At 68.6% G+C, this 13,741-nt stretch carries 17 protein-coding genes; 11 read left to right on the forward strand and 6 right to left on the reverse strand.

Annotated elements, in window-relative coordinates; genetic code table 11:
- Positions 1-18: 18 nt before the first annotated feature.
- Both ACFWZ2_RS23440 and ACFWZ2_RS23445 read right to left on the reverse strand, forming a co-directional pair.
- Entirely contained in the window at positions 19-1,449 is a 1,431-nt protein-coding gene (locus tag ACFWZ2_RS23440) for a hypothetical protein (protein ID WP_384548621.1), read from the reverse strand.
- Positions 1,446-1,799, reverse strand: a complete 354-nt coding sequence (locus tag ACFWZ2_RS23445; protein ID WP_384548622.1) for a hypothetical protein — start codon at positions 1,797-1,799, stop codon at positions 1,446-1,448. The genes ACFWZ2_RS23440 and ACFWZ2_RS23445 overlap by 4 nt, the downstream gene beginning before the upstream one ends.
- Positions 1,800-2,056: 257 nt before the next feature.
- Here ACFWZ2_RS23445 and ACFWZ2_RS23450 point away from each other — a divergent pair, with 257 nt between their 5' ends.
- The 10 genes from ACFWZ2_RS23450 to ACFWZ2_RS23495 all read left to right on the forward strand — a co-directional run bounded on the left by ACFWZ2_RS23450 (position 2,057) and on the right by ACFWZ2_RS23495 (position 9,928).
- On the forward strand, positions 2,057-2,740 hold the full coding sequence (locus tag ACFWZ2_RS23450) for a hypothetical protein (protein WP_384548624.1): 684 nt from the start codon (positions 2,057-2,059) through the stop codon (positions 2,738-2,740).
- A complete protein-coding gene (locus ACFWZ2_RS23455; protein ID WP_384548627.1) occupies positions 2,731-3,804 on the forward strand; it encodes a hypothetical protein in 1,074 nt (357 codons plus the stop codon). Before ACFWZ2_RS23450 ends, ACFWZ2_RS23455 begins: the two co-directional genes overlap by 10 nt.
- Before the next feature lie 150 nt (positions 3,805-3,954).
- Entirely contained in the window at positions 3,955-4,269 is a 315-nt protein-coding gene (locus tag ACFWZ2_RS23460; RefSeq protein WP_384548629.1) for a hypothetical protein, read from the forward strand.
- On the forward strand, positions 4,266-5,588 hold the full coding sequence (locus tag ACFWZ2_RS23465; RefSeq protein WP_384548631.1) for a putative T7SS-secreted protein: 1,323 nt from the start codon (positions 4,266-4,268) through the stop codon (positions 5,586-5,588). The genes ACFWZ2_RS23460 and ACFWZ2_RS23465 overlap by 4 nt, the downstream gene beginning before the upstream one ends.
- A gap of 10 nt (positions 5,589-5,598) precedes the next feature.
- Positions 5,599-6,186 carry a hypothetical protein gene (locus tag ACFWZ2_RS23470; protein WP_384548633.1) on the forward strand — a complete coding sequence of 196 codons (588 nt, stop codon included), beginning with the start codon at positions 5,599-5,601 and terminating at the stop codon, positions 6,184-6,186.
- Positions 6,183-6,905, forward strand: a complete 723-nt coding sequence (locus ACFWZ2_RS23475) for a hypothetical protein (RefSeq protein WP_384548635.1) — start codon at positions 6,183-6,185, stop codon at positions 6,903-6,905. Before ACFWZ2_RS23470 ends, ACFWZ2_RS23475 begins: the two co-directional genes overlap by 4 nt.
- Before the next feature lie 2 nt (positions 6,906-6,907).
- Complete coding sequence (locus ACFWZ2_RS23480; RefSeq protein WP_384548637.1) at positions 6,908-7,453, forward strand: hypothetical protein; 546 nt, start codon at positions 6,908-6,910, stop codon at positions 7,451-7,453.
- A 45-nt stretch (positions 7,454-7,498) separates the two neighbouring features.
- Positions 7,499-8,095: a hypothetical protein gene (locus ACFWZ2_RS23485; RefSeq protein ID WP_384548639.1), complete on the forward strand. Its 597-nt coding sequence runs from the start codon at positions 7,499-7,501 to the stop codon at positions 8,093-8,095.
- 157 nt (positions 8,096-8,252) lie between these two features.
- On the forward strand, positions 8,253-8,897 hold the full coding sequence (locus tag ACFWZ2_RS23490) for a hypothetical protein (RefSeq protein ID WP_384548641.1): 645 nt from the start codon (positions 8,253-8,255) through the stop codon (positions 8,895-8,897).
- A gap of 14 nt (positions 8,898-8,911) precedes the next feature.
- Positions 8,912-9,928, forward strand: coding sequence for a hypothetical protein (locus ACFWZ2_RS23495; RefSeq protein ID WP_384548643.1), 1,017 nt, complete (start codon positions 8,912-8,914; stop codon positions 9,926-9,928).
- A gap of 27 nt (positions 9,929-9,955) precedes the next feature.
- On the opposite strand, the gene ACFWZ2_RS23500 is transcribed toward ACFWZ2_RS23495, so the two are convergent.
- The 4 genes from ACFWZ2_RS23500 to ACFWZ2_RS23515 are packed head-to-tail and all read right to left on the reverse strand — an operon-like array spanning position 9,956 to position 12,790.
- Positions 9,956-10,546, reverse strand: coding sequence for a hypothetical protein (locus tag ACFWZ2_RS23500; RefSeq protein WP_384548645.1), 591 nt, complete (start codon positions 10,544-10,546; stop codon positions 9,956-9,958).
- The gene (locus ACFWZ2_RS23505) at positions 10,543-11,211 is read right to left on the reverse strand and encodes a hypothetical protein (protein WP_384548647.1); all 669 of its coding nucleotides are present in this window, start codon (positions 11,209-11,211) and stop codon (positions 10,543-10,545) included. Before ACFWZ2_RS23505 ends, ACFWZ2_RS23500 begins: the two co-directional genes overlap by 4 nt.
- A gap of 53 nt (positions 11,212-11,264) precedes the next feature.
- The gene (locus ACFWZ2_RS23510; RefSeq protein ID WP_384548648.1) at positions 11,265-12,482 is read right to left on the reverse strand and encodes a putative T7SS-secreted protein; all 1,218 of its coding nucleotides are present in this window, start codon (positions 12,480-12,482) and stop codon (positions 11,265-11,267) included.
- Positions 12,479-12,790: a hypothetical protein gene (locus ACFWZ2_RS23515; protein WP_384548650.1), complete on the reverse strand. Its 312-nt coding sequence runs from the start codon at positions 12,788-12,790 to the stop codon at positions 12,479-12,481. Before ACFWZ2_RS23515 ends, ACFWZ2_RS23510 begins: the two co-directional genes overlap by 4 nt.
- A gap of 421 nt (positions 12,791-13,211) precedes the next feature.
- Here ACFWZ2_RS23515 and ACFWZ2_RS23520 point away from each other — a divergent pair, with 421 nt between their 5' ends.
- Positions 13,212-13,634: a hypothetical protein gene (locus ACFWZ2_RS23520; RefSeq protein WP_384548651.1), complete on the forward strand. Its 423-nt coding sequence runs from the start codon at positions 13,212-13,214 to the stop codon at positions 13,632-13,634.
- Positions 13,635-13,741 lie beyond the last annotated feature (107 nt).

Here is a 13,741-nt window from a genome sequence, read left to right on the forward strand (position 1 = left end):
GGGGCGGGCAGGCCCGGTTCACCCCGTGACCTTGTCGGTGAGCGTCGTGACAGAACCGTACGCACCCTCGGCGCCCGCGACGACGCCGGTGGCCGTGGCCCCCGCCCAGACGTTGGTCTGGCCGGAGAAGTTGCCGAGCGCGTTGCTGACGTTCGGCATGCCCGTCGCCGCCGGGGAGATGCCGCGGAGGTCCGACGCGGCCCTGGCCAGATCGGGGTCGAGCGTGCCCGCGGAGCGCGGCGCCGCCATGCCCTTGAGCCCGTCGCGCCACGCCTGTCCGGAGAAGGCGTTCCTGACCGACTTGACGCCGTCGACGGTGTCCCGGGCCATGGCCGAAGGGCTGAACCCCTCCTTGATGTTGTTCCAGTTCGGCAGCTTCCCCTTGGGCATCTTCGCCATGGCCTCCGCCGCGGACTTGCCGCGCAGCGCCCCCTGGCTGCCCCGGTTGGCGAGGTTCCAGGCTTTGTTCGGCTTCATGCCGGACGCCAGCGCCTTCCTGGCGAGGGAGCTGCGCGCCACCGCCTTGGTGCCCGCGGCCGCGCCCTTGGCCCCGGCCATGGCGGCGCGCCCGAGCCCGAAGGTGGCCACGCCCACCGCGTCGAGGAACACCGATTTCCAGCTGCCCTCACCGCCGAGCGCGAGCACGAGGTCGGTGGCGAGGGCGACGATGCTCGCCGCCAGGGCGATCACGTTGGCGACGGCCGCGATGGCCTGGCCGATCACGGGGATCCACCCCAGGGCCAGTGCGGCCACCCCCGCCCACAGGGCGATGCGCCCCGCCCATTTGGAGATCTGCGTGAGCCAGCCGGAGTTCTCCTTGACCCAGTTCTTGAACTTGTCCTTCCAGCCGTCCTTGAGCCCGTCGCCCTCGATGACGTCGTGGATCGCCTCGGCCGCCAGCTTCTCGGCCCGGTCGCGGATCCCCTTGGCCGCGCTCAGCGCCTCCTTGGCGTCGCCGAGCGCCGACGAGGCCCGCTCCTTCTGCTTCTCGAACTTCCGGGTGTCCGGATCGTCCTTGGGCGTGTCGTCCGGCTGCCCGTCGAGGGAACGCTTGGCTGCGGAGGCGTCGTCGTGGGCGGCCTCCGCGTCGGCGAGCGCCTTGTCGGCCATCTGCTGGGCGCGGTGCAGCTCCGAGGCGAACTCGTTGCTGCACGCCCCGTCGACGACCTTCGTGCCGAGGGCGTCGGCTGCTTCGTCGTACCGCTTGAAGGCCTTGCGCAGCTTGTCGCCCGCGCCCTCCGCCGACGTACGGAACTCGGTGGCTGCCTTGCCCTTCCAGTTCTCGACGGAGGCCAGCGCCTTGATCTCGCGGGCTTCCTTGTCGATCGCCTCGGCAGTCCTGCGCAGCTCGCGACCGAGCCTCGCGACCTCCTCGGGGTCGCCCGGGATCGGGTCGGACGACTCGTCGAGGACGCTCCAGCGGTGCGCGGCGGGGCGGCGGGCGGTCATGCGCCGGCCTTCTTCCCGGAACCCGGATTCCCCCCGGAACCCGGCTTCCCGGAACCTTGCTTGTCGCTGCGGCGCAGCGCCTCGGCCAGCTCGTGGTCGAGGGTCTCGTACGCCTCCGCCGCGGCCTTGGTGATCCCGTGCAGGGACTGCAGCTCTTCGGTCAGCTTCTTGCGGTGGATCTTCCAGTTGCTGCCGAACGTGGAGAACGTGTCCAGGAGCCGCTGCGAGCCGAGCTCGGCCATGCCGTACCCGTCGGCGGGATTGGCCCGCTTCTCGAACGTGTCATGGATGCGCTTCAGGGCCCCGGCGCATTCCTTGATCCGGTCGATGTCCGCTTCCTGATCACCCATGACAGCCCCCCTTCCGCTCCTGGCCAAAAGGCCATCGGCGGCCCCGCGTTGCTCTACTACACCTGTGTAGATCGAAGCTATCATCGCCCCCGAACGCGGACAGCCCCCCATACGTCCCCCTGCGCTCCCGCGTCACGACACGATGACAGTCCGCCGAGATGAGGCGACTTTTCAGGACATCGTTCCTGGCGGTCCCCCACAACCCCCGGTTACCGTCGGCCCGTTGGAGACACCCCTAGCCCCACCGGGAGCCGACCGTGAACCGCCGCACCACGCGCACCATGCCTGTCGCCGCCGCGCTCGCCGCGACCGCAGCCCTGCTCCTGACGGCGTGCGGCGGCGACGGCGACAAGTCCGAGGACAGCGACAAGATCGCCGGAGCCGGGCAGGGCTCGGAGAAGCCGGAGAAGTCGAAGGACCCCGCGGACACCGCGAACGAGGAGAAGCCGGACGGCGTCGACCTCGCCCTGCCCGCGGACCTGAAGCTGGTCTTCGACTGGGACAGGCCGAAGGGCAAGGACGAGGCCGCGGCGCTGGACGACGCCCGGCACTACGTGCAGTCCATCTACAAGGGTGTCGCCGAGCAGTCGGCGAAGGACCCGGCCGTGGCCGCGTACGCGACCGGCGAGGGGCTCAGCTACGCGCGCACCCAGATCCAGAGCCGCGTCGACGCCGGGCTCACCTCGACGGGCACGCGCCGCCACTACCAGGAGCAGACGCGCAAGTCCCCGAACGGCAACGCGATCGAGGTGTCGTTCTGCGTGGACTCCAGCAAGTTCTTCTCGAAGGAAGTGAAGTCGGAGAAGATCCGCAAGGGGAACTCCGCAGGGCCCGCCTCGTACGACCACTTCAAGATCGTGATGAACAAGTTCCCGGGGAAGGACGACCTGTGGCGCGCATCGCTCGTGTTCGTGACGGAGAAGGCAAGACAATGCGCGTGACCCGCAGGACCGCGACCGCCTTCCTCGCCCTCTCGGTCGCCGTCGGCACCCTCACGATCGGCCAAGTCGCCCACGCCGACGAGGAGATAGGCAACGGCAAGGGCGGCAGCACCCAGGAGAAGGACGGCGGCACCGGCATCTACGCCGCGGCCCGGGTCACCTACTCCGGCGCCGTGGCCAAGAACGGCGGCACCGGCAACATCACCTCGTCCGACGTCACCTGGAACCCGCCGCCCTGCTGGTACGCCCCGTACCTCGGCGCCAAGGACTTCAAGAAGAAGATGTCCGGCGACCTCAAGGACGCCATGGGCAAGCCCGGCATGACCGGCCACGCCGGCGCCGCGCTCGCCGAGACGCAGCGGCACTACGAGGACGACTACGGCTGGGCCGACACCCCCGGCTACAAGGACTACAACGTCGACAAGGACGGCGAGGGGATGTTCTGGGCCGGGGTCCCGAACCCCGACGAGCCCGACTACCTCAAGCGCAACTCCTGCACCGACCTGCCCTTCTGGGTCGACAACGGCGAGGCCCCGCCGCCGCAGTACGAGGAGGCGATCGACCCCGAGAAGCTCGCCGCCCTCGCCTACCGGCACATGCGGCTGCCCGACACCAAGGTGTCCCTCGCCCCCGACGGCACCACCAAGGTCAACCTGCCCACCTGGGCCTGGCTCGACAAGGCCGTCTTCGACGACGTGAAGGCGACGGCCGCGGTCGACGCCCCAGGCTTCCACTACGAGGCGACGACGACCGCGACCCCCAAGGCCCTCACCCTGAAGCCCGGCACCGGCGACGCGACCCTGATCCCCGCGAACGGCGAGTGCCCCATCGTCGACGGCAGGATCGGCGAGCCGTACGCCAAGGGCAGGTCCAAGGAGACCCCGCCCTGCGGCATCGTCTACGGCCGCTCGTCCGGCGGCGCCACGTTCCCCCTCAAGGCGGCCCTCACCTGGCAGATCACCTGGACGGGCACCGGCCAGGCGGCGCCGGTGGGGATGCCCGACGGGACGATCGAGGTCGTACAGGATGTGGTGGTCGAGGAAGTGCAGTCCATCAACAGGTAGGAGAAGAAGGCCGGTTGACGGACCGGCCGGGGCGCGTCGATGCGGCGGAATCCGCCGAAAGTATGGCCGCGCCCCCACTATCGTCACTGGCGCCACCTTGGTCTCACGGCTACTTTCAACCTGGTCCGAGTCGAAGCGGGGGAAGCAGGCATGGGCGACAGACTCAGGGCGGATCTGGACCTCATCAAGGACTGTTCGGATTCGCTGTACCGCATCCATCGTGAGTTCAAAGAGCACGGAGATCCCTCCGACGGCTACGAGACGGCCCTCGGCAGCGACAAACTCCGCGAGATCTTCGACGACTTCTCCGGCACGTGGAAGAAGACGCGCAAGAAGCTCATGAAGGACATCGAGAACCTCGCCAAGTACACGGCGGAGGCGGCCAAGACGTATGACGAGGTGGACCACGCCCTGGCCGAAGCCCTGCGGGACGCGAAGAAGAACGCCAAGGGGGACAAGAGGTGACCGCGCGGCCGACCGACTGGACTCCCCTGTACGACTCGGATCCGGTACCCGGTGATCCCTACGAAGTGGCCAGGCTCGGCAAGAAGTTGCGCGGGATGGCCGACGAGATCGACAAGCAGGCCAGGAACATCAAGGCGCTGGCGTCCGTCGAGCACTGGGACAGCGAGGCCGGGCGCGCCTTCCACGAGACGGCGGGCGACACGTCCAAGCGCCTGAAGGACGCGTACGACCGTTACGACGAGGCGGCCGAAGCGCTCGGCACCAAGGTCGACGAGGGCGGCGGCAAGTCGAACGAGTACGCGAGCGAGCTGCACCGCGCGCAGCGCATGGCGGACAAGGCGCTGGAGGAGTTCCGTGCCGTGGAACCCGAACAGAAGGCCGCGCGCGCCGCGTTGGACAAGACCAAGGGGACGGTGCCTTCCTCGCAGGAGGACAGCGTCGATCGTACGAAGCAGCAGAAGAAGCTCGACGACGCCACGTCCGTGATGGCCAAGCACCGTCAGACGATCATGAACGCCGTGGAGATCCGCGACGACGCGGCGAGCGCGGCGGCCAAGAAGATCAAGCGGATCATCCACCACGACGGGGTCCGGGACCCCGGTGGATTCATGAACTGGCTGGCGGATCACGCCGATTGGTTCTCCGCGGCGGCCACCGTGCTCGCGGTGGTGGCCCTCGTGGCGGCGGTGGTGCTCACGGGCGGTATCGCCGCGATCATCGTCGGACTCGCCGCCGCGCTGAGCGCCACGGCGCTGGCAGGCCGGTTGTACGACGTGTTCGCGCGCGGCGGGAAGTTCGACTGGGTGAAGATCACCATCGATGTGCTCGGCATCATCCCCGGCGTCGGCGCGCTGAAGGGCCTCGCGGTGGGCGCCAAGGGCCTCACCCGGCTCGGCGCCGCCCAGGCGACCGCCTGGCGCATGTTCACCAACGGCATCGCGGTGAAGAGCATCAACAAGGGCGTGAGCCTCACGTCCAAGCTGCTGACCGGGAAGCTCGCCGCGAAGGTACCGGGACTGACCACGATCGGCTCGAAGGTCCCCGGCGCCGGTTTCCTGCCGGAGAACGTGACGCGTGTCATCAAGGGCGCCGCGCTCACCAACCTCGGTGTGCAGTCGGCGATCAAGCTGAACCGGATCCTGGACGGCGGGGACGACCAGGCACCCAAGCACGTCACCCCGGACGCCGGTCCCGGTGCGCGGCCGCACCCGACCCCGGGCCCCAGCGCGCCGCCGTCGGCGCCCGGCACCCCGTCCCCCTCCCCGCGGCCGAGTCCGACGTCCGCGCCGTTCCATGGCGCGCTGGCACCCGCAGGGTAAGGAGGACCCCATGCCGATGAGTGAGTACGACGCACTGCAGAACGGCCAGTTCACCGACGACGGTGGCGAGCCCCATGACCTGGTCCCTGGCAGCGTCATCGCCGCCGTCCCAGCCGCCAGGGAGGCCGCCGAACGGTACGGGCGCGAGGTGCGGTTCGACTTCCTCGACGACCAGGCCGTACTCCGGATGCTGTACCACCGCCGTCGGGACACGGGGAAGGCGGGCGTGCTCGGCTGCCTCTTCACCCTGCCCCTGTTCGTCTTCACGGCGGGCGCCTGGCCCTTCTGGGACCTGGTCGCCTCGGAGAAGCCGCGGCCGTTCCAGATCGGGTTCATCGCCGCCGACGCCGTGATCGTCTGCGGGCTGCTCGTCTCGCTGTACCTGCTGAGGCGGCGCAGCCTGCTGGACGAGACGAACCGCAACATGCGGTGCCGGGCCCGGCTCTACCGCAAGATCGTCGTCCTCGCGCGCAACGGGGGTGCCGACGTTCCGACCCTCTACCCGCACTACGGCATGTACGCCACCTCGCGGAAGTTCTTCCCCGAGGCCCCCGAGCACCCCGTCCCGGTCCTCCCGGAAGGCAACGGCCCCAAGTGAGCACCCCCACCGAGCTGCCGACCCGCCTCGAGTTCATCCCCATGCAGGCCGCCCCCGTCGACGCCGAGGCCACGGTCCGCTCCGACACCATCCACATCCGCTGGGTGATGCCGGAGATCTTCCAGGACATCCCGCTGCACGAGGAGGACGAGGACGAGACGGTCCGGCTCCTGGAGGAGCTGGCCCAGCGGGCGTTGCCCGGGGCGGAGCCCGAGGACCAGCTGAAGCTGGCGATCTTCGTCGCGCTCGGCATCGACGACCTGCTGGCGGGACGGGCCGAGTACGCGGCCCTCTGTGTGGGAGCCGTCGGCGCCGACCCGTGCACCGCGACCGTCTTCACGACCCTCGTCGACAGCCCGGACGCGGAGGACGACGACGTCATCGCGGCGATCTCGTCCAGCCTGCGCAGGGAGGGCCTCGGCGAGGTCGCCGAGATCCAACTCCCGTGCGGGCCCGCCGTGTCGTGCGTCGGCTCCCGCGAGGACAAGGTCAGCAGCGATCTGACCGAATCGCCGGACGGCCTCACGCTCCCGACGTCGTTCATCCGCGTCTACCTGCCGCTGCCCAACCTGACCACGGTCGTGATGGAGATGAGCACGCCCACGCCGGTCGGCTGGGACACGTTCTCCACGATTTTCGGGAACGTCGTGAGCAGCATCCGCCTGTTCACCTCGGACGGCGCCCCGCTGATCGTCCCGGACCGGGACACGGACGCGTGAGCATGGCCGGACCGCCCTCGGACTACCGCCTTCTCGTGCCCCGCGACTGGTTCCGCGTGGATCTGACGCACGAGCGCTGGCGCGGCCAGTTGAAGACGTTCGTGGACCGGGAGTCCGCCGCGGGCAGCGCGCCCGCGCAGGCCCGGCGCGAGGTCTGGACGACGCTGCGCAACACCGCGGAGGGCGGTGTGGCGCGGGGCGCCCTGGAGTTCTTCCTCAAGACCGAGCCGCACGAGACGGGACACACCGGGCTCCCCGCCTCCCTCATGGTCTCCCTGCTGCCCACCCCGCGCGGCCTCGCGCCGGAGACCGCGGACCTCGCTGCGACGCTCGCCGGGCGCCGCGGCCCGGCCTCGGAGATCACGACGGTCGCGCTCGGGGCCGGTGACACGGTCCGCGCCGCCACGGACGCCACACTGGACTTCCATATCCGCATGCCGGGCGGCGTCGGCTATCTCCTGCTGGCCTTCGCCCTGCCGCTGAGTGGAACAGAGGGGCCCATGGGAAACCTGTGTACGGCCATCGCCGAGTCACTACGGTGGATCTGACCGACAGGACGACGCCACACCCACCGACGAAGGAGTACGTCTCCCATGCAGGACGAACGGGACGAGCGGGACGACGAAGACCGTGAACCCGGACCGTGGGAGTACCGGGCGCGCGAAGGAATCATCAGGAAGATGATTCCGGGCGAGGTCATCGCCGCGGTACCGGCCGCCAGGCGGGCCGCCGAAGTCGAGGGCCGCAGGGTGCAGTTCGACTTCTTCGACGACGAAGCGGTCCTGAAGATGCTGCGGCTGCGCCACATCGATGACACGCAGCTGACCAGAGCGGGGATGAAGGCGGGCTTCCCCTTGGCGCTGATTCTCTTCGGGGTCTTCGCCTACTGGGGCGCGTACGTCCAGTACTGGGAATCGGACCGGAACAAGACGCTCTACTACGCGGGAGCCGGTGCCGTACTCGCGGCAAGCGTCCTGTACTTCGTCGTCACGTTGATCCGGCAGTGGGGAAACCGTCCGCGCCAGAAAGTCAGGGCCCGGGCGGCCGCCTATCGGAAGATCGCGCACATCGCCGCCGAGAACGGCGCCGACGTCCCGACCTTCTACCCGCATTACGGCCCGTATCCCTTCGCGGCCAATTTCCACCCGGAGGCGGACGAACTCGATCTGCCCGGGCGAAACAGGTTCTGAGGAACACGTCCGCAATGCGCCGTGTCCAACTCCACACGCACGGCACGGCACGGCGTCCGTATAGCGCGAGTTACCCCACTTTCTTCGCTGGCGTAGCCAACAACCCCACCGATACCGTCGGTCGGATGGAGATATCTTCGCCCACCGGGAGCCGACCGTGAATCGCCGCACCATGCCCACCGTTGCCGCGCTCGCCGCGGCCTCGGCCCTGATCCTGACCGCCTGCAGCAGCGGATCCGAGTCGAGCGACAAGATCGAGGGGGCGGGCGGGGACACCAGCACGGCGTCGAAGAGCCCGACGACTTCGCCGACCAAGCCGGCGAAGCTCCCGGACTTCGGTCTGCCCGATGACGTGACGGTCGACATCGAATCGGGCGCGACGGGCGACAAGGCAAAGGACCGGATCCTCCAGGAACAGGCCGAAGGCCTGATGGCCCGGCAGCGCATCTATGTGGACCTGGATCCCAATTCCCGTTATCTGACGCGCTATTACGACGGCGAGGCGCGCGCCTACTACGTCGCGGAGATCAAGAAGGCGAAGGCCGAAGGCCGCACCATCACGGGGCACTACCGCTACTACGACCGGAAGATCGTGGACAGCAACGACGACCGCGCGATCGTCACCTATTGCGAGGACCGCTCCAAGGCGTACGCCAAGGACATCAAGTCGGGCAAGACGCGCAAGACGGAGCCGAGCCCCGAGGACTTCATCAAGAACACGGCCACACTCAGGAAGACCGAATACGGCACCTGGCTCGTGCAGTCCTTCCGCGGGAAGACATCGGCGAAGGAGTGCCAGTGAGAAAGGCGAGGAATGTGAAGAACCTGACGCGCGCCGCGGCCGGCTCGGGTCTCGCGGCGCTCCTTCTGCTCTGCCCCGTGGGTTCGGCGGCGGCGGGCGACGGCAGCGGGACCGGCGGAGGGCCGCCGGCCGGTTCGGGCGGCGGCGAGGGCTCCTCCGGAAGCGGCTCCATCGGGGCGCAGGTCCAGTACAAGACCAACTTCAAGGGCGGAAAGGGCGCCAGCCCCATAGCCCAGAGCGAAGGCGGCACCTGGGATCCTCCGCTGTGCTGGACCCAGCCGAAGTTCACGGGCAAGCAGTACAAGGAGGAGCAGGGCAAGACCGCTCCCATCGACCCGAACACCGGTAAGACGCTGCCCGGTTGGGACAAGGGGAAGGACTTCCACGAGAAGGACAAGGGTGCCTGGTGGTACCGCACGTACGCCGTGGACCAGCTGAAGTCGGGCAACGTCAAGCCCGGTGACCTGGCGAAGTGCACCCCGATCCCCGGCATCCAGTGGGTGGAGGCGGGCGACCCGCCCAAGGACGCCATCTCGCCGCTCGCGCTGGCCGGACTCGCATACGCCGAGACCAAGCTCCCCGCGCCCCCGGTCACGCTGCGCCCTGCCGCGGACGGACAGGTCGTGAACCTGGCCACGCACGTGAAGTTCGAGGCCCCGATCGATCCGGTCTGGGTGACGGCGAGCTTCAACCACCTCGGCGTCGACATCGCCGCCACCACGGTGGCCAAGCCCGTCGCCCTGCGGGTGGAGGCGGGCACCGAGTTCGCCGACCCGCAGGCCTGCACGTACGACCTGACGAAGTCGAAGTCCAGGTATCAGCTCGACACGTCCAAGGACGGCTGCAACATCACCTACCGGAAGTCGTCGCGGGACGGGGCGTACCCGCTGCAGGCCCGCGTCACCTGGAAGGTGACCTGGACCAACTCCGCGAACCCCGACGGGCCCCCGCAGCAGCCCGGCCTCCCCGACGGTCTGTCGACGTTCGAGCAGGACGTCGCCGTCAAGGAGATCCAGTCGATCAACCGATGAGGCGGCCGGGTCGCCGCGGATCCGGGTTCACTCCACCCACCGCAGCGACCCCGCCATCGCATCGCACAGCCGCTCCATCGGGCCCGCCATCCCGGTGAGCGGCGCCGCGAAGGAGAGCGTCAAGTAGCCCGTGCCGCGCGGCATATGGACGTGGATGTCCAGGGACGCGGGGCCGAGGACGCGGACGGCGGGGCCCGCAGGGAGGTCCACCACCGAGATCTCCCGGCGCGGGCCGCCCTCCCCCGGCTCCCTCAGTTCGAGCCATGCCGCGTACTCGTGCGGGTCCGCCGGGGTCCTGCCCAGCGGCACCATGGACACCAGGAGCGAGGCGGGCATGCGGCCGTCCCGCGAGGTCGCCAGGAGGTAGAACTCCATGGCGCCGCGGGCCCGGCCCGTCTCCGCCGTGTTGCGCAGGCTGACCCAGACCTTCCGCGTGAGGTCCGCGGAGACGGCCCGGCCCTCCGCCTGCCGGTCCACGAACGTCTTGAGCTGGCTCCGCCACCGGTCCTGGGTGAGATCGATGCGGAACCACTCGCGGGGGACGAGCAGTTGGTAGTCCCTCGGAACGGCCGTCTCCGGGGTCTCCGGGGCCTGCACTGTCTCCGTTGCCTCGCTCACCCCGGCATCACCAAAGGGCCTCCGTGATCGTCGAAGAAGCGGACACTCTTCACGATTCCGGCGAACATGGCGGAGAAGGTGTCCCACCCTTCCGCGGTCGGGGTGCCCATCTCCAGCACCACGGCGGTCCCGTTGTTCACGGGAATCTGCACCTGGATGAAGGAGGTGGTGATGGGCTCGGACTGCCCGGTCTGGGTGAGGGCGGCGTCCACCATCGCCGTACGGCTGCCGACACACGTCACCGCGGGGCCGCACGGCAGCATCACCTCGGTCACCTCGCCGATGTCGAGGTGCCGCATCGTGGTGGCGATGAAACCGGCGGGGTTGCGCCCTGCCCGCTCGTCCAGGTCGGTCATGCTGACGTTGACCGTGGCGGTGCAGCGGACCCCTTCGACCTCGGTCGTGACGAACCCGGCGTACTGAACGCCCGCGTCGATGAAGTCGTCGTAGTTCAGCACGCACATGACGGCCCACTGAATCTGCACTTCCTCATCGGCGCCGGGCAGCGATGCGGCGGCGAACTCCATGAGCTGGTCGGCCAGATCGTCCAGGTCATCGGCTTCGAAGGGCAGCTCGAGGAATCCCTCGGGCATGACCCAGCGGACCTCGATGCCCTCGCCCCCGGCGAGGCTGTGCTGGTCCTCTTCGACCATGTCAGTGGCCATGGCAACCTTCATTCTCGAACCGCTCGTCGTCCATTGGTCGCTCCTCCTGCCCGTCAGGCGGCCAGCGCCGCGTTGAACGGCTTCGGCGAGGGCCTGGGCGAGGGGGACGGCGTGGGAGTGGGGGCCGGCTTCTTGGCGGGCTCCTGGTAGCCGGTGCGCTCACCGTTCTCGCCGTGCAGCATGCGGTTCAGGGCGCTCGCCAGGCCCCCTCCCTTGATGGCCGCCGTGAGCTTCTTGCCGTCGAGGAGGTCCTTGCGCGCCGTACGCCCGAGAAGCTTGTTGGCCCCCTTGACCGCGATGCCGTTCAGGAAGTTGTGCCCGACGCCGTCCAGGGCGCGCAGACCGCTGAACCGGACGGCCTTCAGCTTGGACAGTCCTTTGAGGCCCTTGACCAGCTTGAAGCCCTTCAGGGCGCCGAGTCCTGGCAGCACTCCCAGGAGGTCGGTGCCCAGCTTCATGAAGTCGAGCTTCCCGCCGCGCGCGACCATGTCGTAGGCATGGCCCGCCAGCGCGGCGGCACTGGTCAGCACGGCCAGGGTCGCGAAGATCGGCACGAGGAACTGCAGCGGCGGGACGAACGCACAGATCACGGCGAGCACGGACAGAACAGCCGAGATGTTCGACAGCGCGTCGGCCCAGTCCGCGAGGAAGTTCATGAATCCGCCGGGATCGCGCACGTCGTCGTGGTGCACGACATTCTTGATGTGCTTGGCGGCCTTGTCCCCCGCGTCGTCGTAGATCTCCCTGGCCTCGCTCACCAGGACCCGCGCGCCGCCGATGCGATGAAGGGAATCGGCTTCCTTCTTGACCCAGCGGTCGTACTCGTCCTTGTCCTTCGCGGGAATGTTGTTCATCGGGTACTTGTCGGTGAACTTCTTGACCTCGCGTTCGGCGATGTCATGGTCCGCCTTGGCCTCGCGATAATCGCTGAGCGCCTTGTCCGCCTTGCGCTGCGCCCTGCGCATCTCGCTGGCGAACTCGTCCGAGCTGCCCTCGCGCACCTGCTCACCGACGGCCTTGGCGGCCTCGTCGTAACGCTCGTACGACTTCTTGAGCTTGTCGGCGGTGCCGCCCGCCATTTCGTGGAAGCCCTTGCCCGCTTCGCTGTCCCAGCCCTCCACCGAGGAGAGGGCCTTGATGACCCGGGACTGCTCGTCGATCATGTCGGCCATCTTGCGCAGTTTCCGACCGAGTTCGGCCACTTCCTCCGGGTCACCCGGAGTGGGGTCGTCATGCCACAGTGGCGGCCAGTCGCTGTCCGTCCTGCTCATTTCTTCCCCTTGCTCTGCGACTTGGCGTCCCTGATCGCCTTGGCCAGCTCATGATCGATCTTGTCGTACGTCTTGGCGGCGGTAGAAGTGAACTCGGCCAGCTTCTCGAGTTCCTTCATGAGCTTCTTCCTGGTTTTCTTCCAGGTGTCCCCAAAATCCGAAAAGGCATCTTTGAGGCCACCATGCCCCACCGCGTTCCCGTACTCGTCGGCGGGATTTCCGTTGCGCTCGAACTCGTCGTGGATCTTGCCGAGATCTCGCGAGCACTTCTTGATGGCGGCTAGATCCGCCTTGATGTGGTCCCCCACGAGGACCACCCCCCTTCTGGCTGATTCCGGCTAAGCACCTGACAACACCGGTCTCACCAACCGATTTCTTCCTCCCGGGTGCCGCCCGGCACCCGATACCCTCACGTTTGCAGCAAGTCTGTTCCGTGCCGACGAGGAGTGTCTTGACGTGACATCCAGGGCCAACCAACGTGCGATAGCCGAGCGCCTCGGCACGCAGTCCGAGCGCCTCGGCATCCAGGTCGACGCCTCGGAATGGTGCACGATCGGCAAGATCCCCGAGCCTCCGGCCGAGGTGCTCCGGGCGGCAGGCTCACCGCGGCTCCGCCCCGGGACGAAGCCTCCCTTGGCCATGCTCGGCACAGTGCTTTCTGCACCGTTCATGCCAATCGTCATGTTGTTCGGCTTCCTGTCGGTCCTGGAAGGTGCTTTCGACCGGTTCTTGTCCAGCAGCAGCAGTCAGCGGGCACGGAGGCGCGAGGACGCACGACGGCGCGACGACGCGATCGCCGCGCAGGGCTACGACAGGACCTTCGACGGCAACTGGCAGGGCGCCGCCGGACAGTTCCTGTTGCGGTGGTACACGCACTCCAGCCACCACCAGCGGCTCGCCGTCATCTCCCGGGGAGAGCTCGTCCTCGCGGCCCCGCCCCGACGGGTCGCGACAGGACGCGAGAAGCACATGGAGATCGTCGCCCGCGTGCCCGCCCACGAAGCCGCCCTCGTCGACCCGTTCAACGGCGAGTTCGAGACCGACCTGCTCCTGCTGCGCTTCCGCGACGGATCATGGCTGCGGGTCGAGACGGAGACCTACCGCAGCGGTCTCCACATGCACCTGCTCCGCCAGCCGCTCGCCGAAGGCTGATCCAGCCACTCGCCAGCAGCCGGCCAGCCTCCCGCCGAAGGCCGATCCAGCCACGCGCGAGAGCCGGTGGGGCACCGTCGCCCGGTGCACCACACAGTCGCACCGGG

Origin of the sequence: Streptomyces sp. NPDC059002, from assembly GCF_042740435.1 — a bacterium.
In the GTDB taxonomy this organism is placed as follows: Bacteria; Actinomycetota; Actinomycetes; order Streptomycetales; family Streptomycetaceae; genus Streptomyces.

Excerpts from the sequence above, each read along its gene's own strand:
- ACFWZ2_RS23485 (WP_384548639.1), top strand. The coding sequence starts at position 7,499 with ATGCAGGACGAACGGGACGAGCGGGACGACGAAGACCGTGAACCCGGA.
- ACFWZ2_RS23505 (WP_384548647.1), bottom strand. The coding sequence starts at position 11,211 with ATGGCCACTGACATGGTCGAAGAGGACCAGCACAGCCTCGCCGGGGGC.
- ACFWZ2_RS23455 (WP_384548627.1), top strand. The coding sequence starts at position 2,731 with ATGCGCGTGACCCGCAGGACCGCGACCGCCTTCCTCGCCCTCTCGGTC.
- ACFWZ2_RS23510 (WP_384548648.1), bottom strand. The coding sequence starts at position 12,482 with ATGAGCAGGACGGACAGCGACTGGCCGCCACTGTGGCATGACGACCCC.
- ACFWZ2_RS23480 (WP_384548637.1), top strand. The coding sequence starts at position 6,908 with ATGGCCGGACCGCCCTCGGACTACCGCCTTCTCGTGCCCCGCGACTGG.
- ACFWZ2_RS23460 (WP_384548629.1), top strand. The coding sequence starts at position 3,955 with ATGGGCGACAGACTCAGGGCGGATCTGGACCTCATCAAGGACTGTTCG.
- ACFWZ2_RS23470 (WP_384548633.1), top strand. The coding sequence starts at position 5,599 with ATGCCGATGAGTGAGTACGACGCACTGCAGAACGGCCAGTTCACCGAC.
- ACFWZ2_RS23440 (WP_384548621.1), bottom strand. The coding sequence starts at position 1,449 with ATGACCGCCCGCCGCCCCGCCGCGCACCGCTGGAGCGTCCTCGACGAG.
- ACFWZ2_RS23445 (WP_384548622.1), bottom strand. The coding sequence starts at position 1,799 with ATGGGTGATCAGGAAGCGGACATCGACCGGATCAAGGAATGCGCCGGG.